Origin of the sequence: Pseudomonas fluorescens HK44 (assembly GCF_000217955.3) — a bacterium.
Taxonomy (GTDB): domain Bacteria; phylum Pseudomonadota; class Gammaproteobacteria; order Pseudomonadales; family Pseudomonadaceae; genus Aquipseudomonas; species Aquipseudomonas fluorescens_AQ.
In genome coordinates this window covers 56,796-80,373 of record NZ_AFOY02000007.1, presented here as the reverse complement: position 1 = coordinate 80,373, position 23,578 = coordinate 56,796, and the positions used below count along the sequence as shown (strand labels likewise).

General features: G+C 59.9%; 23 protein-coding genes, 2 pseudogenes and 1 riboswitch. Of the genes and pseudogenes, 6 read left to right on the top strand and 19 right to left on the bottom strand.

All coding sequences use genetic code 11. From position 1 onward, the window contains the following. Positions 1-71: 71 nt before the first annotated feature. Positions 72-290: pseudogene (locus HK44_RS05975) on the bottom strand (MFS transporter); the annotation flags it as partial. Between the two features lie 7 nt (positions 291-297). Between HK44_RS05975 and HK44_RS05970 the strand changes: the two are divergent. Both HK44_RS05970 and HK44_RS05965 read left to right on the top strand, forming a co-directional pair. Then, positions 298-510 (top strand): annotated as a pseudogene (locus HK44_RS05970) (TetR family transcriptional regulator); the annotation flags it as partial. 157 nt (positions 511-667) lie between these two features. Then, a complete protein-coding gene (locus HK44_RS05965) occupies positions 668-4,138 on the top strand; it encodes a hybrid sensor histidine kinase/response regulator (protein WP_019693079.1) in 3,471 nt (1,156 codons plus the stop codon). 18 nt (positions 4,139-4,156) lie between these two features. Here the strand turns inward: HK44_RS05965 and rmuC are convergent, their stop codons facing one another. Both rmuC and HK44_RS05955 read right to left on the bottom strand, forming a co-directional pair. Beyond that, a complete protein-coding gene (gene rmuC, locus HK44_RS05960) occupies positions 4,157-5,521 on the bottom strand; it encodes a DNA recombination protein RmuC (protein WP_162174763.1) in 1,365 nt (454 codons plus the stop codon). A 175-nt stretch (positions 5,522-5,696) separates the two neighbouring features. Continuing rightward, complete coding sequence (locus HK44_RS05955; protein WP_019693081.1) at positions 5,697-6,020, bottom strand: hypothetical protein; 324 nt, start codon at positions 6,018-6,020, stop codon at positions 5,697-5,699. 1,019 nt (positions 6,021-7,039) lie between these two features. On the opposite strand from HK44_RS05955, the gene HK44_RS05950 reads away from it, so the two are divergent. The 3 genes from HK44_RS05950 (at position 7,040) to HK44_RS05940 (ending at position 9,443) form a co-directional block, all read left to right on the top strand. Further along, positions 7,040-7,264 carry a hypothetical protein gene (locus HK44_RS05950; protein ID WP_007898912.1) on the top strand — a complete coding sequence of 75 codons (225 nt, stop codon included), beginning with the start codon at positions 7,040-7,042 and terminating at the stop codon, positions 7,262-7,264. 279 nt (positions 7,265-7,543) lie between these two features. Beyond that, positions 7,544-8,026, top strand: a complete 483-nt coding sequence (locus tag HK44_RS05945; RefSeq protein WP_019693082.1) for a hypothetical protein — start codon at positions 7,544-7,546, stop codon at positions 8,024-8,026. Positions 8,027-8,171: 145 nt separating this feature from the next. Further along, positions 8,172-9,443, top strand: a complete 1,272-nt coding sequence (locus tag HK44_RS05940) for an OmpP1/FadL family transporter (protein ID WP_019693083.1) — start codon at positions 8,172-8,174, stop codon at positions 9,441-9,443. 86 nt (positions 9,444-9,529) lie between these two features. On the opposite strand, the gene HK44_RS30130 is transcribed toward HK44_RS05940, so the two are convergent. The 13 genes from HK44_RS30130 to cobO form a co-directional block, all read right to left on the bottom strand. Then, the gene (locus tag HK44_RS30130) at positions 9,530-9,652 is read right to left on the bottom strand and encodes a hypothetical protein (protein WP_019693084.1); all 123 of its coding nucleotides are present in this window, start codon (positions 9,650-9,652) and stop codon (positions 9,530-9,532) included. Continuing rightward, positions 9,649-10,857, bottom strand: a complete 1,209-nt coding sequence (locus HK44_RS05935; protein ID WP_019693085.1) for an MFS transporter — start codon at positions 10,855-10,857, stop codon at positions 9,649-9,651. The genes HK44_RS30130 and HK44_RS05935 overlap by 4 nt, the downstream gene beginning before the upstream one ends. 67 nt (positions 10,858-10,924) lie before the next feature. Continuing rightward, entirely contained in the window at positions 10,925-11,329 is a 405-nt protein-coding gene (locus HK44_RS05930; protein ID WP_019693086.1) for a MarR family winged helix-turn-helix transcriptional regulator, read from the bottom strand. Between the two features lie 82 nt (positions 11,330-11,411). Next, complete coding sequence (locus HK44_RS05925; RefSeq protein WP_019693087.1) at positions 11,412-12,143, bottom strand: adenosylcobinamide-GDP ribazoletransferase; 732 nt, start codon at positions 12,141-12,143, stop codon at positions 11,412-11,414. Positions 12,144-12,145: 2 nt separating this feature from the next. Then, complete coding sequence (gene cobC / locus HK44_RS05920) at positions 12,146-12,721, bottom strand: alpha-ribazole phosphatase family protein (protein ID WP_019693088.1); 576 nt, start codon at positions 12,719-12,721, stop codon at positions 12,146-12,148. Next, positions 12,718-13,773: a nicotinate-nucleotide--dimethylbenzimidazole phosphoribosyltransferase gene (cobT, locus tag HK44_RS05915; RefSeq protein WP_019693089.1), complete on the bottom strand. Its 1,056-nt coding sequence runs from the start codon at positions 13,771-13,773 to the stop codon at positions 12,718-12,720. Before cobT ends, cobC begins: the two co-directional genes overlap by 4 nt. Further along, positions 13,770-14,291, bottom strand: coding sequence for a bifunctional adenosylcobinamide kinase/adenosylcobinamide-phosphate guanylyltransferase (cobU, locus tag HK44_RS05910; RefSeq protein WP_024264772.1), 522 nt, complete (start codon positions 14,289-14,291; stop codon positions 13,770-13,772). Before cobU ends, cobT begins: the two co-directional genes overlap by 4 nt. Positions 14,292-14,412: 121 nt before the next feature. Continuing rightward, complete coding sequence (locus tag HK44_RS05905; protein ID WP_019693091.1) at positions 14,413-15,864, bottom strand: cobyric acid synthase; 1,452 nt, start codon at positions 15,862-15,864, stop codon at positions 14,413-14,415. Beyond that, positions 15,861-16,853, bottom strand: coding sequence for a threonine-phosphate decarboxylase CobD (gene cobD, locus HK44_RS05900; RefSeq protein WP_019693092.1), 993 nt, complete (start codon positions 16,851-16,853; stop codon positions 15,861-15,863). Before cobD ends, HK44_RS05905 begins: the two co-directional genes overlap by 4 nt. Continuing rightward, positions 16,846-17,754 (bottom strand): adenosylcobinamide-phosphate synthase CbiB, encoded by a 909-nt coding sequence (gene cbiB, locus HK44_RS05895; RefSeq protein ID WP_019693093.1) that lies wholly within the window; start codon positions 17,752-17,754, stop codon positions 16,846-16,848. Before cbiB ends, cobD begins: the two co-directional genes overlap by 8 nt. Continuing rightward, the gene (gene bluB / locus HK44_RS05890; protein WP_019693094.1) at positions 17,751-18,401 is read right to left on the bottom strand and encodes a 5,6-dimethylbenzimidazole synthase; all 651 of its coding nucleotides are present in this window, start codon (positions 18,399-18,401) and stop codon (positions 17,751-17,753) included. The genes cbiB and bluB overlap by 4 nt, the downstream gene beginning before the upstream one ends. Continuing rightward, on the bottom strand, positions 18,398-19,735 hold the full coding sequence (locus HK44_RS05885) for a cobyrinate a,c-diamide synthase (protein WP_019693095.1): 1,338 nt from the start codon (positions 19,733-19,735) through the stop codon (positions 18,398-18,400). Before HK44_RS05885 ends, bluB begins: the two co-directional genes overlap by 4 nt. After that, positions 19,732-20,343, bottom strand: a complete 612-nt coding sequence (gene cobO / locus HK44_RS05880; protein WP_019693096.1) for a cob(I)yrinic acid a,c-diamide adenosyltransferase — start codon at positions 20,341-20,343, stop codon at positions 19,732-19,734. Before cobO ends, HK44_RS05885 begins: the two co-directional genes overlap by 4 nt. A gap of 81 nt (positions 20,344-20,424) precedes the next feature. Further along, a riboswitch (cobalamin riboswitch) is annotated at positions 20,425-20,657 on the bottom strand. 156 nt (positions 20,658-20,813) lie between these two features. Between cobO and HK44_RS05875 the strand changes: the two genes are divergently transcribed. Next, positions 20,814-21,398 carry a hypothetical protein gene (locus HK44_RS05875; RefSeq protein WP_019693097.1) on the top strand — a complete coding sequence of 195 codons (585 nt, stop codon included), beginning with the start codon at positions 20,814-20,816 and terminating at the stop codon, positions 21,396-21,398. Between the two features lie 27 nt (positions 21,399-21,425). Here HK44_RS05875 and HK44_RS05870 read toward each other — a convergent pair whose 3' ends face one another. From HK44_RS05870 to HK44_RS05860, 3 genes are all read right to left on the bottom strand, one after another. Next, positions 21,426-22,088 carry an O-methyltransferase gene (locus tag HK44_RS05870; RefSeq protein WP_019693098.1) on the bottom strand — a complete coding sequence of 221 codons (663 nt, stop codon included), beginning with the start codon at positions 22,086-22,088 and terminating at the stop codon, positions 21,426-21,428. Between the two features lie 15 nt (positions 22,089-22,103). Continuing rightward, positions 22,104-22,637, bottom strand: coding sequence for a C40 family peptidase (locus HK44_RS05865; RefSeq protein WP_019693099.1), 534 nt, complete (start codon positions 22,635-22,637; stop codon positions 22,104-22,106). A gap of 165 nt (positions 22,638-22,802) precedes the next feature. Continuing rightward, complete coding sequence (locus HK44_RS05860) at positions 22,803-23,426, bottom strand: C40 family peptidase (protein WP_019693100.1); 624 nt, start codon at positions 23,424-23,426, stop codon at positions 22,803-22,805. Positions 23,427-23,578: the final 152 nt, after the last annotated feature.

Here is a 23,578-nt window from a genome sequence, read left to right as displayed (position 1 = left end):
TCTATATAACGGGTAATTTCTCTAACTGTTATCTGTTTTGCAGATACATGCATGAGAGCGTCTCTGCCGCGCTAAGGATTACCCGCTGCCCCACAGAGCTTGACCGGTCGCTGACGCATCAACCCCAATAACGCCCCCAACGACAGCACGATCAATACCGCGCCATAGCCATCGGTGGTGGCGATCAGACCGAAGGTCCGGGTCAGGTTGCCTGCCAATAGCGACGGCAGGCAGAACGCCAGGTAACTCAGCACGTAGAACGCCGACATCAACCCTGCGCCACTCATGGGGCAAGCGCCGGGGTATTGCGTGAGCATTATCAGCGGGCAGTTACAGACGATACTGGACCGTTATCCGAATGAGCCGAAGCCCGGTGTCGACCGACTGATCAACATGCTGGTGGCGCCGACGGTGTTCCGCATCCTGTTCGCGTCGGCGGCGCTTGAGGTTGAGGTTGAGGTTGAGGTTGAAGAGTTGCATCGGTTGATCGATATTGCGTTGAATCAGTGACGACGCCTTCGCGAGCAAATGAACTAAAGATCCAACCGGCCTCTACCCTGCGACACCCCGCCGCGCCACGACCTTGGTCGACACTGACTAACTGAAGTGGTCGTGCGAGACTGTCAGACCGGGCTTGCATCCCGGGTGTCTTTTGCCTGGAGTTACCATGTCGTTGTCCAGCGGGCTGATTGCCGCCGTCGCCCTGGCCTATATGGCCGTCATGTTCGCCATCGCCTTTTACGGCGACCGGCGCAGCGCGCCGCTGCCGCCGCGTATGCGAGCCTGGGTGTACAGCCTGTCACTGGCGGTCTATTGCACCAGCTGGACGTTCTTTGGCGCCGTCGGTCAGGCCGCCGAACAACTCTGGTCGTTTTTGCCGATTTATCTGGGACCGATCCTGCTGCTGGTGTTCGCACCGTGGGTCCTGCAAAAAATGGTGATGATCAGCAAACAGGAAAACATCACCTCGATTGCCGACTTTATCGCCGCCCGCTATGGCAAGTCACAATCGCTGGCAGTGGTGGTGGCGCTGATCTGTCTGGTCGGCGTATTGCCCTACATCGCCTTGCAGCTTAAAGGCATCGTCCTGGGGGTAAACCTGTTGATCGGCGCAGGCCCCGACGCCATGGGCACCCGTGCCCAGGACACGGCGCTGATTGTGTCGCTGATTCTGGCGCTGTTCACCATCGTCTTCGGTACCCGCAACCTCGATGCCACCGAGCACCACCGTGGCATGGTGCTGGCGATTGCCTTCGAAGCGCTGGTCAAGCTGTTGGCCTTCCTCGCCGTCGGTGCCTTCGTCACGTATGGTTTATACGACGGCTTCGACGACCTGTTCGATCAGGCCATGCTTGCACCACGCCTGGAGGAATACTGGAAAGAAACCGTCAACTGGCCATCGATGGTGGTGCAGACGGGCGTAGCGATGATGGCGATCATCTGCCTGCCCCGACAGTTCCATGTGACCGTGGTGGAGAACATCGAACCACAGGATTTGCGTCTGGCGAAATGGGTGTTCCCGGCTTATCTGGCATTGGCCGCACTGTTCGTGGTGCCGATCGCGCTGGCTGGGCAAATGATGCTGCCAAGCTCGGTATTGCCCGATTCGTTCGTCATCAGCCTGCCACTGGCCCAGGCTCATCCGGCGCTGGCGCTGCTGGCGTTTATCGGTGGCGCGTCCGCCGCCACCGGCATGGTGATTGTTGCCAGCGTGGCACTGTCGACCATGGTTTCCAACGACATGCTGCTGCCATGGCTGCTACACCGGAAAAATGCCGAGCGGCCGTTCGAGGTGTTCCGCCACTGGATGCTATCGGTGCGCCGGGTGAGCATCGTGGTGATTTTGCTGCTGGCCTATGTTTCCTATCGCCTGCTCGGCTCGACCGCCAGCCTGGCTACCATCGGACAGATCGCGTTTGCCGCCGTAACCCAACTGGCGCCGGCGATGCTCGGCGCGCTGTACTGGAAACAGGCCAACCGCCGCGGGGTATTCGCCGGCCTCGCCGCCGGGACGTTCCTCTGGTTCTACACCTTGATCCTGCCAATCGCCGCCCGTAGCCTGGGTTGGTCGCTACACAGCTTTCCGGGGCTCGGCTGGTTGCACGGCAACCCGCTGAACTTACCGATTTCCCCACTGACCCAAGGCGTGGTGTTGTCGCTGGTCGGTAACTTCACCTTGTTCGCCTGGGTGTCGGTGCTGTCCCGCACGCGGGTCTCGGAACACTGGCAGGCCGGGCGTTTCATTGGCCAGGAGATCAGCACACGACCGAGCGCGCGCTCAATGCTGGCGGTGCAAATCGACGATCTGCTGCAACTCGCGGCACGTTTTGTCGGCGAAGAACGGGCACGCCAGAGCTTCATCCGCTTCGCCTACCGCCAAGGCAAAGGCTTCAACCCGAATCAGAATGCCGACGGCGAATGGATCGCCCACACCGAACGCTTGCTCGCCGGTGTACTCGGCGCTTCATCGACCCGCGCCGTCGTGAAAGCGGCCATTGAGGGGCGGGAAATGCAGCTTGAGGATGTGGTGCGAATCGCCGACGAAGCCTCGGAAGTGCTGCAATTCAACCGCGCCTTGCTGCAAGGCGCGATCGAGAACATCACCCAAGGCATCAGCGTGGTCGACCAGTCGCTGAAGCTGGTGGCCTGGAACCGCCGCTACCTTGAGCTGTTCAACTACCCGGACGGCCTGATCAGCGTCGGCCGGCCGATTGCCGACATCATTCGCTATAACGCCGAACGCGGCCTGTGCGGCCCCGGCGAAGCGGAAGTCCACGTTGCCCGGCGTCTGCACTGGATGCGCCAGGGGCGCGCCCACACCTCGGAGCGGTTGTTCCCCAACGGCCGGGTGATCGAGCTGATCGGCAATCCAATGCCGGGCGGCGGGTTTGTCATGAGCTTCACCGACATCACCGCGTTTCGCGAAGCCGAGCAGGCGCTGACCGAAGCCAACGAGGGCCTGGAGCGACGCGTCGCCGAGCGCACCCATGAACTGTCGCAGTTGAACGTCGCGCTGACCGAAGCCAAAGGTACCGCCGAGTCGGCCAACCAGTCGAAAACCCGTTTCCTTGCAGCCGTCAGTCACGACCTGATGCAGCCATTGAACGCCGCACGGCTGTTCTCGGCCGCCCTCTCCCACCAGAACGACGATCTCTCCTGCGAGACCCGGCAACTGGTGCAGCATCTGGACAGTTCGCTACGCTCGGCCGAGGACTTGATCAGTGACCTGCTTGACATCTCGCGCCTGGAAAACGGCAAGATCAACCCGGATCGCAAGCCATTTGTGCTGAATGATTTGTTCGACACCCTCGGCGCCGAATTCAAGGCGCTGGCGCAGGAGCAAGGGCTGAAATTTCGCCTGCGCGGCAGTCGCCTACGGGTCGACAGCGATATCAAATTGCTGCGGCGGGTTCTGCAAAACTTCCTGACCAACGCCTTCCGCTACGCCAAAGGCCCCGTGCTGCTGGGCGTGCGACACAAGGGCGATCAGCTGTGCCTGGAAGTCTGGGATCGTGGTCCGGGGATTCCCGAAGACAAACGCCAGGTTATTTTCGAAGAGTTCAAGCGCCTTGACAGCCACCAGACCCGTGCCGAAAAAGGTCTGGGCCTGGGTCTGGCGATTGCCGACGGCTTGTGCCGGGTGCTGGGTCATCAACTGCAAGTCCGTTCCTGGCCAGGCAAAGGCAGCGTGTTCAGCGTCAGCGTGCCGCTGGCCCGGACTCAAACCAGTGCGCCCGGTAAAATTGCCGAGCTCAATGGCCGGTTGCCAACAGGCGCGCAGGTGCTGTGTATCGATAACGAAGACAGCATTCTGATTGGCATGAACAGCCTGCTCTCACGCTGGGGCTGTCAGGTGTATACCGCGCGCAATCGCGATGAGTGCATCGCCCTGCTCAGTGATGGCATGCGACCGCAACTGGCATTGGTGGATTACCACCTCGACAATGGCGAAACCGGTACCGAGCTCATGGCCTGGCTACGCTCCCAACTCGGCGAGCCGGTGCCTGGCGTGGTGATCAGCGCTGACGGGCGACCGGAGATGGTCGCCCAAGTGCATGCGGCAGGCCTGGAATACCTGCCGAAACCGGTGAAACCGGCGGCATTGCGGGCATTGTTGAGTCGGCATTTGCCGTTGTGATGAAGATGGTCTTTTGATTTATTCCGGCAGCTCGGCCAACCCATCGACATCGGTCATCGCCCGCTCCAGCAGATCGGCCGGCAAACTCTTGCTGGCCCGTGCGCCAAGCAATTTGAGCTGCTCGCTGCGGCTGACCAGATTGCCGCGGCCTTCCGTCAGTTTGTTGCGTGCGGCGCTGTAGGCTTTATCCAGTTGCTGCAAGCGATTGCCAACCTCGTCCAGATCCTGAATAAACAGCACGAACTTGTCGTACAGCCAGCCCGCGCGCTCGGCAATTTCCCGGGCGTTCTGACTCTGGCGCTCCTGCTTCCACAGGCTGTCGATGACGCGCAACGTCGCCAGCAAAGTGGTCGGGCTGACGATGACGATATGGCGATCGAAGGCTTCCTGAAACAGATTCGGCTCGGCCTGCAATGCCGCGGAAAAAGCCGCCTCGATGGGCACGAAAAGTAATACGAAATCCAGGCTGTGCAGACCGTCCAGGCGCTTATAGTCCTTGTCGGACAGGCCCTTGACGTGATTACGCATCGACAGCACATGCTGTTTCAGCGCCGCCTGGCCAATCACGTCGTCGTCAGCCGCCACGTATTGCTGATAGGCCGTCAGGCTGACCTTGGAGTCGACCACCACCTGTTTGTCGCCCGGCAGATAAATCAGCACATCAGGCTGGAAGCGCTCGCCATCCGGGCCTTTGAGACTGACTTGAGTCTGGTACTCGCGGCCCTTCTCCAGGCCTGCGTGTTCCAGCACTCGTTCGAGAATCAACTCACCCCAGTTGCCTTGGGTTTTCTGCCCCTTGAGTGCTCGCGTGAGGTTGGTCGCCTCGTCGCTCAAGCGCAGGTTCAGTTGCTGCAGACGCTCCAGCTCCTTGGCCAGCGAGAAGCGCTCGCGGGCTTCGGCCTGATAGCTTTCCTCGACGCGTTTTTCGAAGGATTGAATGCGCTCTTTCAGTGGGTCGAGCAATTGGCCCAAACGCTGCTGGCTGGTTTCGGCAAAGCGCTGTTCGCGCTCATCGAAGATTTTCCCGGCCAGCTCGGCGAACTGCGCCCGCAGCTCGTCCCGCGAGCCTTGCAGGTCGCTCAGGCGTTGCTGATGGCTTTCCTGCTGCTCACGCAGCTCGGCATTCAACGAGGCGGCCTGAGCGTCCAGCCGCCGCAATTCGGCCTCTTTACTGCTGCGCTCCAGGTTCCAGGCATGAGCCGCATCACGAGCGTTATCGCGCTCGATCTGCAACAGCTCGACTTCACGGCGCACGGCAGCCAGATCGGCTTGCTTGGCGGCATTGGCCTGACTCAGGTCGCTGATTTCATCACGGCAGGCATCGAGTTGCGCATTAAGACCGTCCTGCGCCAGTTGCGCAGTACCCAAGCGCTCTTCAAGCAGCGACAGCTCGGACTGCGCGATGCTCAGGCGCCGCTGTAGTTGCCACGCCAACATCAATAACGGTAGCGCAGCCCCCGCCAGACCGAGCAACACACTGGTCACGTCCATAGCCATGACGACTCCTGCCGATGAATTAAAGCGCGAAGGTTAACCAAGCCGTCGGGGCTTGGACAGCTCAGTCTTCGATCTGACCGAGTTCCTGCCGGGCACGCCGGTCGCCGGCACGCGCGGCCTGGCGCAGCAGGTCCTGGCCAATGCGCCGATCCCGGGCATTGCCGCATTCGCGGCACATCAATTGTCCCAGACGACTTTGCGCAGCCACCACCCCTTCACGGGCTGGAGCCTTGAGCAAATGCCCGGCGAAATGTTTGATGCAGGGGTTATTACCCAGGCGTGGACTGTCGAGCAGCCATTCGGCGACTCGCATCGAAAAGCGCTTGGGTGGAGTAACACCTGAGGTGATGGAGGTAACAGAGGTTGGTACTGAGCGAAACTTCATAAAACACTGTGGGACGAATCAGAAGGCGCGCCACTGTACTCTTTTTTTCATACGGGTAAAGTCGAAAAAAAGCCTGCACGCCCGTCCTAGAGCAAGCGCTCGGGACAATCCACAGAAGCTGTGGATAACTCAGTGGACAACCCTCCCTGAAATCGCCAGAAGCCCTGTGGAATGGGGCTCGCAGTCAAACTGACGATTTTTTCACCAGTAAAAAAAGCGATGTTTTTCATTGACTTAAATTTCCACTACAGGCACCCACTGCGCTTGAAGGTGAAATGACAGACGGGTGACAGCCCACGCAACTAATGTGCACAAGTCCCTTTGAGGTGGTTATATCAGCGCCCTTATTTCGTGCATTTTGCAGTCGATCAGTCACAACGAGCCTCACTGCACCTGTGTTTCAAGCAAGGAGATGGCTCACGCCTCCGAACACTTGGTGACCCAATTGTGTGCTTTACTGTTGCCGCGAGGTTTTACCCGCGATGGCAGATGCTCCAGATACAGAAAATTCCCGCCAGCGAGCAGAGCGATTCAAGCATGAGCAAACGTTTTTTTGCCTAACACACTTCCTTTCTTGAGTTCAATCCGTTAGTATCCGCGGCGTTAGTACCAAGCTGAAAGTCAATTCTGGTCGAACAACTCCTGCGGTATACCTTCCCTAAAGAGAAGCCTCTACCGACATCACAGGACCGACCACCTCGATGGTTTCCAGGTAACGCTTGCGACAACACTGCCTTTGAATCGAAAGCAAAGGGTGTTGCGAAGCTCACTTACTCTGACCGAACCAACCTGCAAATTGATCAGGATCTTCACCCCGGGCCCAGAACCTTTGCCCTTGATGTGTTGCCTGCCCTCCTAAGTACCTACCTGCCGGCCCAAGCGCGCAAAAATCATAGCGCTTCAACTGGCTGCTTTGTTCCAGTCGGGTTCTTCGTTCGATCAATGGTGATCGACGTTACTGGAACGTTTAAACGTTGCACGGTTCTTATCCGTGTCATTTGTAGGAACACCCAATAACCATGTCTACTCAAATCCATACTCAGGATGCCATTCGCACCCTAACCAACGCTTTTGCACCAATGAACTGCCTGATCATGGCTGCTCGCAAAGGCTGCTTCAGCTTCACTCTGGTCAATGAACACGGCATCGCTCGTCACAGCGAACGCCTGTACCCCGATCAATACTCCAGCGCCGAGCCGCTGCAGGCCGTGATCGAGCGTACCCGTCAGGCACTGGTTGCCTGAAACGCCAGAAAGGCTGAAAACATCAAAAGCCCTGCCTGAAAAGCGGGGCTTTTTATTGCCTTATATTTCTCCATTCGCTGTACCGGCTTAAGCACCAAGCGATATAACGGTTATAACTCGAAGCCGGAAATATTTTAAAAACAGGCCTTTACGGCACGAATATGACACTACACTTCAACTCAAGCGGCTTGATCCGCTTCCGGCGATCCTGAACCGATCCACCGCCGCCAAGCCCCACCCTTTCAGGAATCGCCGCCCACTTCACGTTTCGAGGGCTTTATGGGTATCGCCGCCAGCGAACTGTGCCGTTATGTGATCCGTCCGACACTGATTTACCTCGGACGCCACAGCACGATTGCCGAATCCCTGCTACTGGGTGTTGCAGCCAGTCAGTCCGCTCTCGGTTCCGCCCTGCATGACCGCCGCGGGCATGGCCTGTACCGAATTGCCGAACCGCGCCACCAGGCGCTTTGGGATCACTACCTGGCGCTGGATCCGGAACGCGCCAGCCTGGTTCGCGGCCTCGCCAGCCAGCATGCATTCCTCAGCGGTCCGCATCTCGAACTGACCGTCAACCTGCGCTACGCCACCGCCATCGCCTGGCTATTAATAGAAGAACAGAATACCCCGCTCCCCGAAGCCGATGACCTGCTGGGCATGGCCCGAATCTGGCGCCAGACCTTTCAGCCGCAAGGTCGTCTGCGTGACTTCACCTGCGCCTGGCAAACCTGTGTATCACCGCTGAATCAGATCGCCTGTTAACCGGGAAATTTGCAAGATCGCGCATATAGGCGCGAATTTGGTCTGATTGTCCTACAAAAGCGCTCTATCTCAAGCCATACAGCCTATGGCGCCGAGACGAAAATGTTGGTAATTTTCGCCCCGGTGATCACCAGGAGTTCTAATAATGAAAAAAGTAATGCTCAAAACCACCCTTAGCCTCGCCGTTACCTTGGCATCCACCCAGATTTTTGCGAGTGGCTTCGCCCTCAACGAACAGAGCATCAGTGGGATGGGGACTGGTTTTGCGGGACGCTCTTCATCTGCTATTGATGCAAGTACTGTATTTGGCAACCCTGCTGGCATGTCGCGAATCAAGCGTCAGGAAGTCACTGGCGGGCTGGCAGCTATCGATGCCTCGACTGATATCAAAGACGCCCAAGGCGCCCACCCGGGTACCAACAAAGGCGACATGGTGCCACTCACAGCCGTTCCGATGGGCTATTACGTCAAGCCGATAGATGATCACTGGGCATTCGGCCTCGGTGTCTACGCGCCTTTTGGTCTGATTACCAACTATGAAAGTGGCTTCCAGGGTGGCGGCTTCGGCAGCAAGAGTGAAGTCAAGGTTGTGACCTTCCAACCTACCATCAGCTACGCCTTTAACGACAAAGTATCGATCGGTTTCGGCCCGACCATTAACCGTATTGGCGGCACTCTCGAGTCGGATGTACCTCTTTTTGGCGACACACACGTCAAAATCAAAGGCGACGATACCGCTCTGGGCTACAACTTCGGGGTCTTGGTACAAGCTACTGACACAACTCGCGTCGGCCTGACCTATCACTCGAAAGTGAAATACAATCTCGAAGGTCATACCGATATCACCGCAGGTGCAAATGCTCCTTCCGCCTTCCTGCAAAGCAATCGATACGATGCTTCGCTGAAAATCGAAACACCTGAATCGGTCGACTTCTCCGTGACACAACAGCTGACGGATGCGTGGACTCTGTATGCAGGTTCCACCTGGACTCGCTGGAGCCGCCTGAAAGACATCACCGTCGACAACGAAGGCGTCACTGCGGCACAAGGTGGTGCATTGTCCCCAGCCCTGTTCGGCACCATCAAGGAAGAGCAGAACTGGCACAATACCTGGGCCTACGCCATCGGTACGTCCTACCAGTTGAACAAGCAGTGGGTATTGCGCACTGGCCTGACCTTTGACCAGTCGCCTACCAACAATACTGACCGCTCCCCACGCATTCCTGTTGGTGACCGCACGATCTTCAGCCTTGGCGCTGGCTACAACGTCACCGATGACCTGACCATCGACGTCGCCTACTCCTACCTCAAGGAAGAAGCTGTCACGGTGAATCGCTCCAACCAGGTAGACAGTTACAGCGCCAAGTACGAAAACAGCGCCAATAGTTTTGGTGTCGGCGCGACCTACCGCTTCTGATTCATAGCGAGCCTGAACGGTTCGCCTGCTGAATTGAAAAAGCCCCGCTCTCTTGCACAGAGGCGGGGCTTTTTAGTGGGCCTGACTCAGCAAGCCCCCATACCGAGCTGCATCAGTGCCAGCCCTCCCTGATGCCAGCCCCACCAGGCCAGCGCCAACAACAACGCGCCAGCACTGGCAGCGGCGAACCAGGCTCCGATCCTGTTCATGCCGTACTCACCTGAGCCTGCAACCGCGCCACCGGGCGCTCGCGTACGGGCCAGTTCAAAACTGCCGCCAACAGACTGAGGAGAATCGCCACCTGCCAGATCAGGTCATAGTTGCCTGTTCGGTCATAAACCACCCCACCCAACCAGCCGCCGAGGAACGAGCCCAACTGGTGAAAGAGGAAAACGATACCACCGAGCATTGAGAGGTTTCTTACACCAAACAGCGTGGCTACCGTGCCGTTGGTCAAAGGCACTGTCGACAACCAGAGAAACCCCATGGCCATTCCAAATAGATAAGCACTGGTCTGCGTGACTGGCGCCCAGATGAACAGACTGATCACTACCGCACGCAGCAGGTAGAGGCCTGTCAACAGGCGCGGCTTGGACATGCGCCCGCCGAGCCAGCCTGCGGTGTAAGTACCAAAGATATTGAACAGGCCAATCAACGCCAGCACTGTGGTGCCGACGCTGGCAGGCAGATGCTGATCGACCAGATAGGCCGGCAAATGCACGCCGATAAACACCACCTGAAAACCACAGACAAAAAAACCGAACGCCAGCAGCCAGAAGCCCGAGTGCGAACACGCCTCGCGCAGAGCCTCGGACAGGGTTTGCTCATGACCGAGCACGGGCAGCGGTTTGTCCTTGAGCATGCTGACCAGCGGCACAATCAGTGCCACCAGCATTCCCAGCACCAGCAGCGCGGTCGACCAACCGAGCCAGCCGATCAACCCCAGCGTGCCCGGCAGCATGGCGAACTGGCCGAAGGAACCGGCAGCACTGGCGATACCCATGCCCATGCTGCGTTTCTCTGGCGGCAGGGCTCGACCCACTACACCAAGAATCACCGAGAACGAGGTACCGGACAGGCCGATACCAATCAACAGGCCAGCACTCAACGACAGCGACCAGGCCGAATCGGACAAGCCCATGAACACCAAGCCCACGGCGTACAGCACGCCACCGACCAGCACCACTTTCGCCGCGCCGAAGCGGTCCGCCAAGGCCCCGGTGAATGGCTGGGCGAGCCCCCAGATCAGGTTCTGCAGGGCGATGGCAAAGGCGAACACTTCGCGCCCCCAACCAAACTGCGCGCTCATCGGCGGCAAAAACAGCCCGAAGCCATGCCTCACGCCAAGCGACAGCGCAAGAATCAGTGCGCTCCCAAGTAAAACCCAACCACTGGTACGCCACATCGATGTCATTCTTATTCTCCGGTAGCGGGTATATACCCGCTTAAGTTCGGGCTTACGTTTGGAAAGGCCCGCCGCCTCAGGCGAGCTCATCCAGCAAGGCCAGCAAGGTTGCACGCTTCTCTGCACCCAGACGATCAATCAGCCGCTGTTGCGCCGCTTCCCAGGCCGGTAAGGCTGCTGCCAGGCGTTCACGCCCGGTTTCGGTCAGTTGCACGATGCGATTGCGCTGATCTTCACCTTCGACCAGCCTCACCAGCCCTTCCCCCTCAAGCACCCGCAGATTACGCCCCAAGGTGCTGCGATCCAGGCCCATGGCTTCCGCCAGGGTGGAAATGCTCGGTTGATCGAGGCGCTGCAAATTGCACAGCAAGGAATACTGCGCAACATTGATCCCGAAGCCGTCAAGGGCGCCGTCGTAATGCCTGCTGACGCCACGAGCGGCGCGACGCAGGTTGGTGCATAAACATTGAGAGGCTAGCATGGTGCGTGTATATACCCGCGATAAAGTTAAAGCAAGTCTGATTATCAAACGGCCGTTAGGCCGCGCACGTTGAAGGTCACTCTCAGAGCAGCGCCAAACCCACCAGCACTGCCGTTTCCAGCAGCTCCAGCAACGCCCCTGCCGTATCGCCGGTGGTCCCGCCCAGACGCCGCAGCATCACCCGACGCAACCAGAAGAACATCAGAGCCGCCAGCACCAGCGCAACCACACCGCTCCAGCCGCCGATCAGCACGCACGCCAGCGCACTGAGCAACAACACCTGCTGACCGGCCTTGCGCGGCAGATGATCGGCCAGCGCCTGCCCCAGGCCACCAGAGCGCACGTAAGGTGTATTCAGAAACAGCCCCAGCAAGGCACTGCGACCAATCAATGGGGCGAGGATCAAACCAGCCATGGAGTGCTGATCAATCAACGCCAATAACGCCGTGAACTTGAGCAACAACACCAACACCAGTGTCACCACTGCGATCGGCCCACTGCGCGGGTCCTTCATGATGTTCAAGGTGCGCTCGCGATCACCAAAGCCGCCGAGCCAGGCGTCGGCGCTGTCAGCCAGACCATCGAGGTGCAAGCCACCACTGAGCACGACCCAGGCACTCAACAGCAACGCCGCATGCAACAACGCCGGTGTACCGAGCAACAGCCCATTCAGCGCCCACAACAGCCCGCCAAACAGCAGCCCCACCAGCGGATAAAACAGCAGCGAGCGCCCAAGTTCCTGAGGCGCCGGCATGCCTGGCAGACGAATCGGCAAGCTGCTGAGAAACTGCAAGGCGATCCAGAACGGCAGCATGTTCACTCCTCCTCCCTGAGCACGGCATCAGCCTCGACGCACAACGAAAACAGCGCGCCATGACCGACTTCAACATTGAGCAATTGCTCGCGCGGCAATCCGCGTGCGCGGGCCAGCAACAGACGCATGACTCCACCGTGACTGATCAGCAACACCCGCTCACCGGCACAGGCCTGATGCAAGCGCTCGACAGCCGCCAGCACCCGTGCGGAAAACGCAGTCACCGGCTCACCTTCCGGTGGCGTGAATCCGTAGGGATCAGCCCAAAACTTGCCTAACGCTTGAGCGTCGGTTTCCATCAGCGCTGCCGCACTCTGCCCTTCCCAGGCGCCGAAGTGCAGCTCTTGCAGATCCTTGTCCAGCACCACCGGCAAGCTCAACCGCTCGGCCAGTTCCTCGGCAAAGCGTGCGCAGCGTTGCAGCGGCGAGCTGACCAGGCGACTCCATGGACCTTGATCAATCACCGCCGCGCGCATCTGCTCCCAACCTTTGGCTGTCAGCGCGTCATCCAGGCTGCCGCGCAAACCGCCACCGAGTTCGGTTTCACCGTGGCGCAGCAGGTCCAGGCGAAACGTCATGCCGGACGATCGTCTACAGCCGCTTCAGCGAAGGTCGCCATTTGCCCGTGCAGGTCGCAGGCCAGACGCAGCAACGGCACTGCCAGCGCGGCACCGCTGCCCTCGCCCAGACGCAGGCCGAGGTCCAGCAAAGGTTCAGCGTTCAGCGTTTCCAATACATGCCGGTGGCCTGGTTCAGCCCCGCGATGACCAAACAGCAACCACTCGCGACACGCAGGATTCAGGCGCACCGCGACCAATGCCGCCACGCTGCAAATAAAGCCGTCGACCAGCACCGCCAAACCTTCCTGCGCACAGGCCAAATAGGCTCCGACCAACGCAGCGATTTCAAAACCACCGAGGTTGAACAACGTCTGCAACACGTCGCCACGCTGAGCGGCATGCAACGTCAGAGCGCGCTCAATCACCTGGGCTTTATGGCTGACACCTGTCGCGTCCAGACCGGTGCCCGGCCCGGCCAGATGCGCCACCGGGCAATCAAGCAATGCACAGGCCACAGCGCTGGCAGCGGTGGTATTGCCAATGCCCATCTCGCCACCGATAAACAGCTCGGAGCCTTCAGCAATCGCCCGCAACACGCTGTCGCGGCCGGCCTGCAAGGCTTGCTCGCCCTGGATTTGCGTCATCGCCGGGCCGTGAACGAAGTTCGCAGTGCCTGGACCGATGTGCAGATGGCGCACGCCCAGCAAATTCAACGAAGGCGTGACGGTGCCGAGGTCGACCACTTCCAGCCGCGCCTCAAGCTGCCGCGCCAACACGCTGATCGCCGCGCCACCGCTGACGAAGTTGTGCAGCATCTGCCCGGTGACTTCCTGCGGGAACGCCGAAACACCTTCGGCGACCACGCCGTGATCACCGGCAAAAATCGCAATCCACAGCTGACTCAGGCTCGGTTTGACCCGCCCCTGCAACCCTGCCAGTTGCACCGCTACCGATTCCAGCTGCCCGAGGGAGCCCGCTGGTTTGGTCAGTTGCTGCTGTCGGGCCGTTGCTTGTTCATGCGCTTGCGCATTGATCGGTTTGCACGGGTTCAACCACCAGGAATGAGTCATAACGCAGTACCTTTCAAAGTCAGGGGCAGGCCGGCGACGGTCAACACGACACGTTGACAGCGCTCAGCCAGGGCTTGATGCAACCAACCGGCTTCATCGACATAGCGGCGAGTCAATTCGCCCAGCGGCACGACACCCAGACCGGTCTCGTTGCTGACAAAAACAATTTCTCCCGGCAGTGATGCCAGGCACCCCAACAGGGCTTCACGCTCATGCGCCAGACGCTCGGGATCTTCCAGCATCAGCAGATTGGTCAGCCACAAGGTCAGGCAATCCACCAGCAGGCAACGCTCCGCACTCGCGGTTTCGCGCAGCACCCGGGCCAGCTCCAGCGGTTCTTCGATCAAGGCCCATTCAGGCGGTCGGCGCTCGCGATGATGCGCGACCCGGGCACTCATTTCGCCGTCCAGCGGCTGGCTGGTGGCGATGTACGTCACCGCCAGAGCGCTTTCGCTGGCGAGCTTTTCAGCCAGACGGCTTTTACCGGAACGGGCGCCGCCGAGGATCAGTTGCAACATGGTCATAAACCTCTAAATGGCGGTGTGACAACCGACGTCATCGCGAGCAGGCTCGCTCCCACAGTTGACCGCGTTCCGATGTGGGAGCGAGCCTGCTCGCGATGGGGCCAGCACAGCCGCCTCAAAACCCACAGAGCTCACGCAGCAGACCAGTATCCAGATGCTCCTCCACCAGATCCGCGAGGCGCTCGATATCGCGCTCGCGCAAGGCGTGGTAATCGACTTCCTGCACATCCTGCAATCCGGCCCAGCGTAACAGCGCGCTGCACGCCGCCGGGGATTCGAACAGGCCGTGCAAATACGTGCCGAGCACCTGTCCGTCAGCACTTCGGGCACCGTCGCTGCAACCGTCGTCCAGCAACACGGTCGCCTGCTCCAAAGCGATGCCGGTGGTGACCCCAGCGTGAATTTCATAACCGCTGACTTCTGCGTTTTCCAACGTCAGACGTCCGCGCACATTGCGCAGCTGTTTCTCTTCTTCGAGCACGGTTTCGAACGCCAGCAAACCAAGACCGGCGCTGGAGCCCGCCGCGCCTTCCAGCCCAAGCGGGTCATGCACGTGCTCGCCGAGCATTTGCAGGCCACCACAAATGCCGAGCAGCTTGCCGCCATAACGCAAATGGCGGGTAATGGCCGCGCCCCAGCCGTTGGCGCGCAAGTAGTGCAAGTCGCTGCGCACGCTCTTCGAGCCCGGCAGGATGATCAGATCGGCAGGCGGAATCGGCTGACCCGGCCCGATGAATTGCAGATCGACCTGCGGATGCAGACGCAGCGGATCGAAGTCGGTGTGGTTGCTGATACGCGGCAACACCGGCACCACCACGTTGAGCACCTGATCAGCTTTATCGGTCTGGCGCTGATCGATGCCGTCTTCGGCTTCCAGATGCAGATCCATGACATACGGCAGCACGCCGATCACCGGTTTGCCGGTGCGCTCTTCCAGCCAGTCGAGGCCCGGCTGCAGCAAAGCGATATCGCCGCGAAAACGGTTGATGATGAAGCCTTTGACCCGCGCCTGCTCAGTGGCTGACAGCAACTCCAGCGTGCCCACCAAGTGCGCAAATACTCCACCGCGGTTGATGTCGGCGATCAGCACCACCGGACAATCCACCGCTTCGGCGAAGCCCATGTTGGCAATGTCGCCGGCCCGCAAATTGATCTCGGCGGGTGAACCCGCGCCTTCGACCATCACCACCGGATAGGCTGCACTCAAGCGTTCGTGAGAGGCGAGCACCGCTTGCATGGCGATGGCTTTGTAGTCGTGATAGGCGACTGCGTTCATGGTGGTCACAGCACGTCCGTGAATGATCACTTGCGCACCGGTATCGCTATTCGGCTTGAGCAGCACCGGGTTCATGTCGGTGTGTGGCTCAAGGTTGGCCGCCTGGGCCTGCACGGCTTGAGCGCGGCCGATTTCACCGCCGTCGGCGGTTACCGCACTGTTGAGTGCCATGTTCTGCGGCTTGAACGGCACCACGCGAACGCCCTGGCGCGTCAGCCAGCGGCACAACGCAGTTACCAGGGTACTTTTGCCGGCGTCCGAGGTGGTGCCTTGCACCATCAACGTGGTCATGAGGTTTCCTTGGCGTAGGCTTCGAAAGCGTGCTCCAGACGCAGCCAATCCGCTTCATCGGCCGGCAAGCCGAACCTCAGGCTGCTGTTGTGCGTGAACAGACGCAGCAAGATGCCGCGCCGGGCCATGAATTCGTACAAATGTTCTGCGCGCTCGGTAATCAACCATTGAAACAACGCGCAACCACCGTGCGGCTTGAAGCCGTGACGCTCGAGGACCTCTACCAGACGCTGGCTCGCTTCTTCAGTGCGCAGGCGCTGGCGAGCGTGACCTTGGGTGTCACGCAAACAGACCTGACCCAATACCCGGGTCGGCCCGCTGACCGCCCAGGGACCGACCTGCTCGGCGAGCAGTTTGAGCAATTTGCGCTCAGCCAGTACGAAGCCCAATCGCACCCCGGCCAGACCGAAAAACTTGCCGAACGAACGCAAGACGATCAAGCCGACCTGATCGGCATAAGACGACAGGCTCAACTGCGGGGTGCTGTCCATGAACGCTTCGTCGACCACCAGCCAGCCACCGCGCTGTGCCAGCCGTGCATGCCAGTCGAGCAGGCGTTCGGGGGGCAGGCTCAGGCCGGTGGGATTGTTCGGGTTAACCACCACCAGCACGTCGAGGCTATCGAGGAAAAAGTCGACTTCCTGCTCCAGCACTTCACGCACGATGTAGCCGTTGCGACGCCAGGCCTCGGCGTGCTCGGCATAACACGGCGAGAGCACGCCGACTTTACCGGTGCGACGCAGGCGTGGCAGCAACTGGATAGCTGCCTGCGAGCCGGCGACTGGCAGCACCTGCGAGGCGCCGTAGTATTCGCGTGCAGCCTGCTCCAGGCCGTCATCGGTTTCCGGCAAGCGCGCCCAGGCCCGCAACGGGATGTCCGGGATCACCCACGGCCAAGGTGCCAGACCGCTGGACAAGTCGAGCCAATCGGATTCGACGATGCCGTACAGCAACGCCGCCTTGCGCAAGCGGCCACCGTGCTCAAGCATAAAACTCGGCTCCCACACAGAGAATCAGCAACCAAAGCCATACCCCGCGCTGAACCAGTTGCCAGCCGCGATCGATGGAGTTGGCGTCTGCCGGCACACCTTCGCCCAGTTGTGGACGCTGATGCAGTTCACCGTGATAGATCGCCGCCCCGCCCAACTCGACGCCCAAAGCGCCCGCGCCAGCGGCCATCACCGGCCCGGCGTTCGGGCTGTCCCAGGTCGGCCCCTGCGTGCGCCAGCATTTGAGTGCCAAGCGGGTTTTGCCCAGCAGCGAGTAGGTCAAAGCCACCAAGCGCGCCGGAACATAGTTGAGCACATCGTCGATTTTCGCCGCCGCCCAGCCAAAGCGTTCAAAACGCTCGTTGCGATAACCCCACATGGCGTCCAGGGTATTGCTCAGCCGATAGAGCACCACGCCCGGCGCACCCGCGACGGCAAACCAGAACAGCGCGGCGAATACCGCGTCGCTGCCGTTTTCCAGAACCGATTCGGTGGCAGCACGGGCCACTTCAGTCGAATCCAGCTCACTGGTCTGACGGCTGACCAGATAGCCGACACGTTTGCGTGCTTCATCCAGGTCGTCGCTGCGCAGGGCCTGAGCCACCGGCTCGACATGCTCACCGAGGCTGCGCAGACCGAGGGCGCAATACAACGCGAGAATCTCGACGACCCAGCCGATGTAAGGCAGCCAGGACAAGGCAGTGATCAACAGGGTCAGCGGCAGCACCGCAATCACCCAGGCCGTGACGCCGTGACTGCGCCAGCCACGGCCGGCGGAGTTGAAACGTTGCTCGATACGATCGGCAAAACGGCCGAACGCCACCAGCGGATGCCAGCGCTTGGGTTCGCCCAGTAACGCATCCAGCGCTACCCCGGCGACACTCAGCAACGCCACACTCATTGACTCACTCCCCAAAAATTCTCGTACAACAGTTCACTCAGCGGACGCGCCTGCGCCCAGCCTTCAAGGACCAGCATCGGCGCCGGGTAAAACTCCTTGACCGGCCCCAGGCACAACACCGCCAGGGGTTTGGCTCCCGGCGGCAGGCCAAGCAGGTCCGCCAATGCCTGTGGTTCGAACAACGAGACCCAGCCCATGCCCAGACCTTCGGCACGGGACGCCAGCCAAAGATTCTGGATAGCGCAGGACAACGACGCCATGTCCATTTCCGGCAAGGTCCGACGGCCAAAGATATGCCGCTCGCGATCATCCATCAGCGCGGCAACCAGCACTTCGGCGCAGTCGTTGATGCCTTCGACTTTCAACTTCATGAATTCGTCGGAGCGTTCGCCCAGCGCCTCGGCGGTGCGTACCCGCTCCTCTTCCACCAGTTGCTGGATCTTGCCGCGTAACGCTCTGTCGCTGATGCGGATGAACCGCCAGGGCTGCATCAAACCGACACTTGGCGCCCGATGCGCCGCTTCGAGCAAACGCCGAAGCAGTTCGGGCTCGACGCTGCCGCCACTGAAGTGACGCATGTCGCGACGCTCGGCAATCGCGCGATAAACCGCTTCGCGCTCGGCCCCGGAAAATGCGTTGTCGGTCATGGCCTCTTCGCGGGCAAGCCCGCTCCCACAAGGTTCAGGTCTGGCGCAAACAGCGCGGCGATCGCCGAAGGATTGGACGGGAAATAAAAGTGCACATAAGACGCCGTCATCCGCCCGTCACGGTAAACCGCCTCGGCACCGCGCCCGCCGTTAGGACTCAGGCCGCGAGCAATCGGCTCAAGCTCGGTGCTGGTCAACGAATGATGGTAGGTGTGGCCACGCAAGGCGCCCTCGGGCAATTCAACGGCTTGCAGGGCCAACGCGGCCAGACGCTTTTGCATCACCGCATCACCGGCCAGCAGCCCTACCAACTCGGCACGCGTGCCACCGACATCGGTCAGTGAATCGAGCAAATACAGCATGCCGCCGCATTCAGCCAACAACGGTTTGCCTGCGGCGTGATGTGCGCGAATGGCATCGAGCATAGTGCTGTTTTCAGCCAACGCCACGTGGTGCAACTCCGGATAACCGCCGGGCAGATACAGGCTGTCCGCTTCAGGCAGTTCACGGTCATGGATCGGCGAGAAGAATCGCAACTCCGCGCCCATCGCCCGCAACAAGTCGAGGCTCGCGCCATACGTGAAGGCAAACGCTTCATCGCGAGCCACGGCGATTCGCACCCCGGCCAACAATGGCTCGGCGGCAATCACGTCAGGTGCAGCGAACTCGACGGCAGGCGGCAATGCCACTTCGCAACTGCTGGCCAACGCTTCGGCGGCGGCGTCGAGGCGCAGATCGAGATCATTCAATTCACTGGCCTGGACCAGACCCAGGTGACGGCTCGGCAGCTCGATCCCGGTTTCCCGAGACAAGGCGCCATACCAGCGCAGACCTTCAGTGAGACTGCCTTCAAGCAGTTGCGCGTGACGCAAGGTGCCGACGCGATTGGCCAATACACCGGCAAACGGCAGGTCCGGCTGATAACGTGCCAGCCCCAATGCCAGCGCGCCGAATGTCTGAGCCATGGCGGTGCCATCGATCACGCCCAGTACGGGTACACCGAAATGCCGCGCCAGATCGGCGCTGGATGGCGTGCCATCGAACAACCCCATCACGCCTTCGATCAAAATCAGGTCAGCCTCAGCGGCGGCTTCCCACAACAGCCGGCGACTTTCCTGCTCGCCGACCATCCACATGTCCAATTGATAGACCGGCGCACCGCTGGCGCGCTCAAGAATCATCGGATCGAGAAAGTCCGGGCCGCATTTGAACACCCGAACCTTGCGCCCCTGATTGCGATGCAAACGGGCCAGCGCGGCAGTGACGGTGGTCTTGCCCTGACCGGAAGCCGGCGCGGCAATCAGTACCGCCGGGCAAAAGCGCGGCTCACTCACAGCTCAACGCCTTTCTGTGCTTTGATCCCGGCCTGGAAAGCGTGCTTGATCATGCCCATTTCGGTGACGGTGTCGGCCAGTTCGATCATTTCCGGCTTGGCACCACGACCGGTGACCACCACGTGTTGCATCGGTGGACGCGCCTGCAAGTCGCTGAGCACCTGATCGAGGTCCAGATAACCGTGCTTGAGGGCGATATTCAGTTCATCGAGCACCACCAGACCAATGCTCGGGTCACGCAGCAATTCGCGGGAGACTTCCCAGGCAGCTTCGGCGGCGGCGATATCGCGCTGGCGATCCTGGGTTTCCCAGGTAAAACCTTCGCCCATCACGTGGAAGCGCACTTGTTCCGGGAAGCGGCGGAAAAACAGCTCCTCGCCAGTGCTGTTGCGCCCTTTGATGAACTGCACCACGCCGCACTGCATGCCGTGGCCCATCGCCCGGGCAAGCATGCCGAACGCAGAACTGCTTTTGCCCTTGCCGTTGCCGGACAGGACCAGCAGCAAGCCGCATTCATTCGGCGAGTTGGCAATGCGCTCATCGATCACGGCTTTCTTGCGCAGCATGCGCGCCAGATGGCGTTCGTCACGATCAGGGGAATCAGTCATGGGGGAGCTCTCCGTTGAGGCTGGATAACGGCGGGCAGGCATAGAAATAGACGGCAAGAAGCCTGGCATCGCCCACCGTGATGCCGCTGGATGGATCAGGCCGGTCTCCGGACTCATGAGCGGCTTGCGCCTGACTGCGCGCCTTCCCATGTCATTTCGACACAGTGGCTCAAAGCGCAGTTTTTACTCATTTACCGTTGCGGGGGCAGCGCCGGGATCGTCGCCCGCTCTGTCAAAGAACGCGCCCTCACCGGCTTCCCTGTTTCACTCGGTCGACCACTGGGTCACAGAGCACCTGAAACAAGTCGCGAAGGTTAGAGGGTTGGGGGTGGAGCGTCAATTAAAGCCGGGACTCATCGACGGATAGAAACCGACCTCGTTCAAGAAACTGGCGCCAATCTTGTGCCACACTGAAAGCAATGATATCAAAGAGCCACAATCTGACACCACAAGAACAAAAGGGGGAGCACATGCAAGGCATGATCATCAGTAATCCGAAGCTGGAATTCCTGCGCCCGGTGCTGGAACGCTGGTTCGAGTGCATCGACCGTTACAACGCGCTACGCGGCGATAACGAAAGCCCTTACTGGTTTGACGAACGCGCCAACCTGAGCCTGCTTTCGGCGGCGGCGTGGATGGCTGAAATGGTCACCCTGGAACAGACTCCGACGAAAAAGCAGATCGAGGAAGGCGAGCGTAATGGCCGCGCCGATCTGTTTATCGCAAGTGGAGAAGAACACGCCTATCTTCAGGCCAGCCAACGCTGGCCGCGGGTCAATAACCTGAACCTCACCCAGGCCTTGCTGGATACGGTGAGCGATGCGAAAAAAATCAGCTACGCCAGCGACCTGAAACTCGGCTGCCTGTTCGTTGCCCCCCAAAAGGCCCAGCACAGCCCTACGCCGGAAGAGCTCCAGGACATGGTCGACGACCTGCAAAAGGAACACACCTGCGCCGTGGCCTGGTACTTCCCCTACGCCTACCGCAAATTGCACAACGAAGCCGGCAACTACCATCCGGGCATCGCACTGCTGCTCAAAGAGGCGCGCAGCTGACAGGTTGAGCCTTACACCGATCCGGGGCTAGCGCTTGCGGCACAAGGTCAAACCATCGCCCAGCGGCAACAACGACAGATCGACACGCGAGTCATCCTTCAAGGCACGATTGAGTGCCTGAATGGCTCGGGTGTCTTCGCTCGCGGGATTTTCTTCCAGCACTCGCCCACTCCACAGCGTGTTGTCGAATACCGCCAGCCCACCGCTTCGCAGCAGCCGCAAAGCACTTTCCAGATAAGCCGGATAGTTGGCCTTGTCGGCATCGATGAAGATCAGATCGAAACAACCACCCTGCCCTTGCTGCTCAAGTTGAGCCAGGGTTTGCAACGCGGGAGCCAAACGCAAATCGATGCGCCCGGCGAGGCCGGCCTCCTGCCAGTAACGGCGCGCCGTTGCATTGTAGTCTCCGGGAATGTCACAGCAGATCAACGTGCCGTCATCCGGCAAGGCGGCCGCCATGCACAAGGCGCTATAACCGGTGAAGGTGCCGACTTCAAGCAAGCGCCTGGCGCCCGTCAGCTTGACCAGCAAGGCGAGGAACTGCCCCTGCTCGGGCGCCACCTGCCAGCGCGCCATGGGCAGCGCCTGGGTTTCGTCACGCAAGCGGCGCTGCAGCGGCGTTTCGCGCAAGGAAACGTCGAGCAGGTAGTTATAAAGGGAATCGTCGAGATTGAGTGTGCGAGCGGTCATGACAACCTCTGCGAACTAGAAATTGTGCGCCAGATGTTCAGGCTCAATGACACGCTTGGCGCTCAGGTAGGCTCTCTGCCAATAGGCCTTGGACAAGCTGTCGAGCTTCACCGTACCACCCGTGGCGGGTGCATGCACGAAGCGACCCTCACCGACATAGATTCCGGCGTGACTGACCTGCGAGCCGCCATTGGTGGCGAAGAAGATCAGGTCACCGGTTTGCAGAGCCTCTTGGCCAATGTTCGGCGCTTGCATGCCGATCATCTCGCGAGTTGAACGCGGCAGGGAAATACCCGCCGCATCGCGGTAGACGTAGCCGATCAGGCCGCTGCAATCGAAACCTGAATCCGGCGTATTGCCACCCCAACGATAAGGCGTACCGACCAGTCCCAGCGCGCGAATCAGCACGTCTTCAGCGGCAGGCGAGAACGATTGAGCGGGAGCAAAAACCGGGGCGCGAACGACTTTGACAGGCGGCGGAGTACGGCTGGCGCAGGCGCTGAGCAGCGCTGCGAAGAAGATAAGTACAAGGCGGGCCGGCATCGTCATATACAGAACATCCTGATCTGGCTGCGGCTTTCTCTGCCGAGAGACTGAAAACAAAACCGCGTAAGCAGGGCTTACGCGGTTAGTTAGTCAACAATAGATCAGAATTCTAGCGGCTACGCGCCAAACTTCAAGTAAGACTTTAAGTTAGCCTTACAAAATGTCCGCTTACTTGCGGGCCGTGACTGTCGTTGGTGCCATGGCGAGTGCTCGCTTGGCCTCAATGAAGGTCTTGCTCCAGTAGCTGTCGCCCAGGTTATCGACCCGGACACCACCGCTGCGGCGGCTGCTGGAATGGATGAACTGGTCATCACCCAGGTAGATCCCGGCGTGACTGACGCGACCGCGACGACCATTGGTAGCGAAGAACAGCAAGTCGCCAGGCTTCAGGTTGTTGCGCGAGACCAACGGGGCATTCACGTTGATCATTTCGCGAGTGGAGCGCGGCAGGTTCATGCCAGCCTCTTCACGAAACAGGTAACCGATGAAACCGCTGCAATCGAAACCGGCTTCAGAGGTGCCGCCCATGCGGTAACGGGTACCGACCAGGGACAGGCCACGCTCGAGAATGCTGTCGGCCAAAACCGGAAGCTGGTAAGGCTTGCTACTGGCAAAGTCGGCCAGTTCTTTTTCGGTAGCCAGCTCTTCCTGATAAATAACGGAAGACTGGGCAGTCGCTGAATTTTTAATCTGCTGATCGTCTTGTTGTTGCGAGACCGGGGAATGAACCGCGCAACCAAAAAGCAGGGTGACAAGTGCGAGAGGCACGAGGGGTGCGAAGCGATTTAGCATGGGCACGACCGTGGCTGAAGTGGTAAAGAAGGCGAGACTATGCCTTCTATCGTCCTCATTTGCAAATTCAATCGATCCAAATGTGACTTATCGGTTTCTCGTTAACATCTAAGCGCTTAAGCCCATTTTAAATCTGCACGCGCCGCGAATAG

Bases quoted from the DNA above. Each gene is read 5' to 3' on its own strand.
- cobC (WP_019693088.1), bottom strand. From the start codon at position 12,721: ATGACGTTTCGCCTGGACCTGCTGCGCCACGGTGAAACCGAACTCGGT.
- HK44_RS05905 (WP_019693091.1), bottom strand. From the start codon at position 15,864: ATGACCACGTTGATGGTGCAAGGCACCACCTCGGACGCCGGCAAAAGT.
- HK44_RS05945 (WP_019693082.1), top strand. From the start codon at position 7,544: ATGGGTATCGCCGCCAGCGAACTGTGCCGTTATGTGATCCGTCCGACA.
- cobD (WP_019693092.1), bottom strand. From the start codon at position 16,853: ATGCTTGAGCACGGTGGCCGCTTGCGCAAGGCGGCGTTGCTGTACGGC.
- HK44_RS05940 (WP_019693083.1), top strand. From the start codon at position 8,172: ATGAAAAAAGTAATGCTCAAAACCACCCTTAGCCTCGCCGTTACCTTG.
- HK44_RS05865 (WP_019693099.1), bottom strand. From the start codon at position 22,637: ATGACGATGCCGGCCCGCCTTGTACTTATCTTCTTCGCAGCGCTGCTC.
- HK44_RS30130 (WP_019693084.1), bottom strand. From the start codon at position 9,652: ATGAACAGGATCGGAGCCTGGTTCGCCGCTGCCAGTGCTGGCGCGTTG.
- HK44_RS05935 (WP_019693085.1), bottom strand. From the start codon at position 10,857: ATGACATCGATGTGGCGTACCAGTGGTTGGGTTTTACTTGGGAGCGCA.
- cobU (WP_024264772.1), bottom strand. From the start codon at position 14,291: ATGTTGCAACTGATCCTCGGCGGCGCCCGTTCCGGTAAAAGCCGTCTG.
- HK44_RS05965 (WP_019693079.1), top strand. From the start codon at position 668: ATGTCGTTGTCCAGCGGGCTGATTGCCGCCGTCGCCCTGGCCTATATG.
- HK44_RS05870 (WP_019693098.1), bottom strand. From the start codon at position 22,088: ATGACCGCTCGCACACTCAATCTCGACGATTCCCTTTATAACTACCTG.
- HK44_RS05875 (WP_019693097.1), top strand. From the start codon at position 20,814: ATGCAAGGCATGATCATCAGTAATCCGAAGCTGGAATTCCTGCGCCCG.
- HK44_RS05930 (WP_019693086.1), bottom strand. From the start codon at position 11,329: ATGCTAGCCTCTCAATGTTTATGCACCAACCTGCGTCGCGCCGCTCGT.
- HK44_RS05925 (WP_019693087.1), bottom strand. From the start codon at position 12,143: ATGCTGCCGTTCTGGATCGCCTTGCAGTTTCTCAGCAGCTTGCCGATT.
- cobO (WP_019693096.1), bottom strand. From the start codon at position 20,343: ATGACTGATTCCCCTGATCGTGACGAACGCCATCTGGCGCGCATGCTG.
- HK44_RS05950 (WP_007898912.1), top strand. From the start codon at position 7,040: ATGTCTACTCAAATCCATACTCAGGATGCCATTCGCACCCTAACCAAC.
- HK44_RS05860 (WP_019693100.1), bottom strand. From the start codon at position 23,426: ATGCTAAATCGCTTCGCACCCCTCGTGCCTCTCGCACTTGTCACCCTG.
- bluB (WP_019693094.1), bottom strand. From the start codon at position 18,401: ATGACCGACAACGCATTTTCCGGGGCCGAGCGCGAAGCGGTTTATCGC.
- cobT (WP_019693089.1), bottom strand. From the start codon at position 13,773: ATGACTCATTCCTGGTGGTTGAACCCGTGCAAACCGATCAATGCGCAA.
- HK44_RS05955 (WP_019693081.1), bottom strand. From the start codon at position 6,020: ATGAAGTTTCGCTCAGTACCAACCTCTGTTACCTCCATCACCTCAGGT.
- cbiB (WP_019693093.1), bottom strand. From the start codon at position 17,754: ATGAGTGTGGCGTTGCTGAGTGTCGCCGGGGTAGCGCTGGATGCGTTA.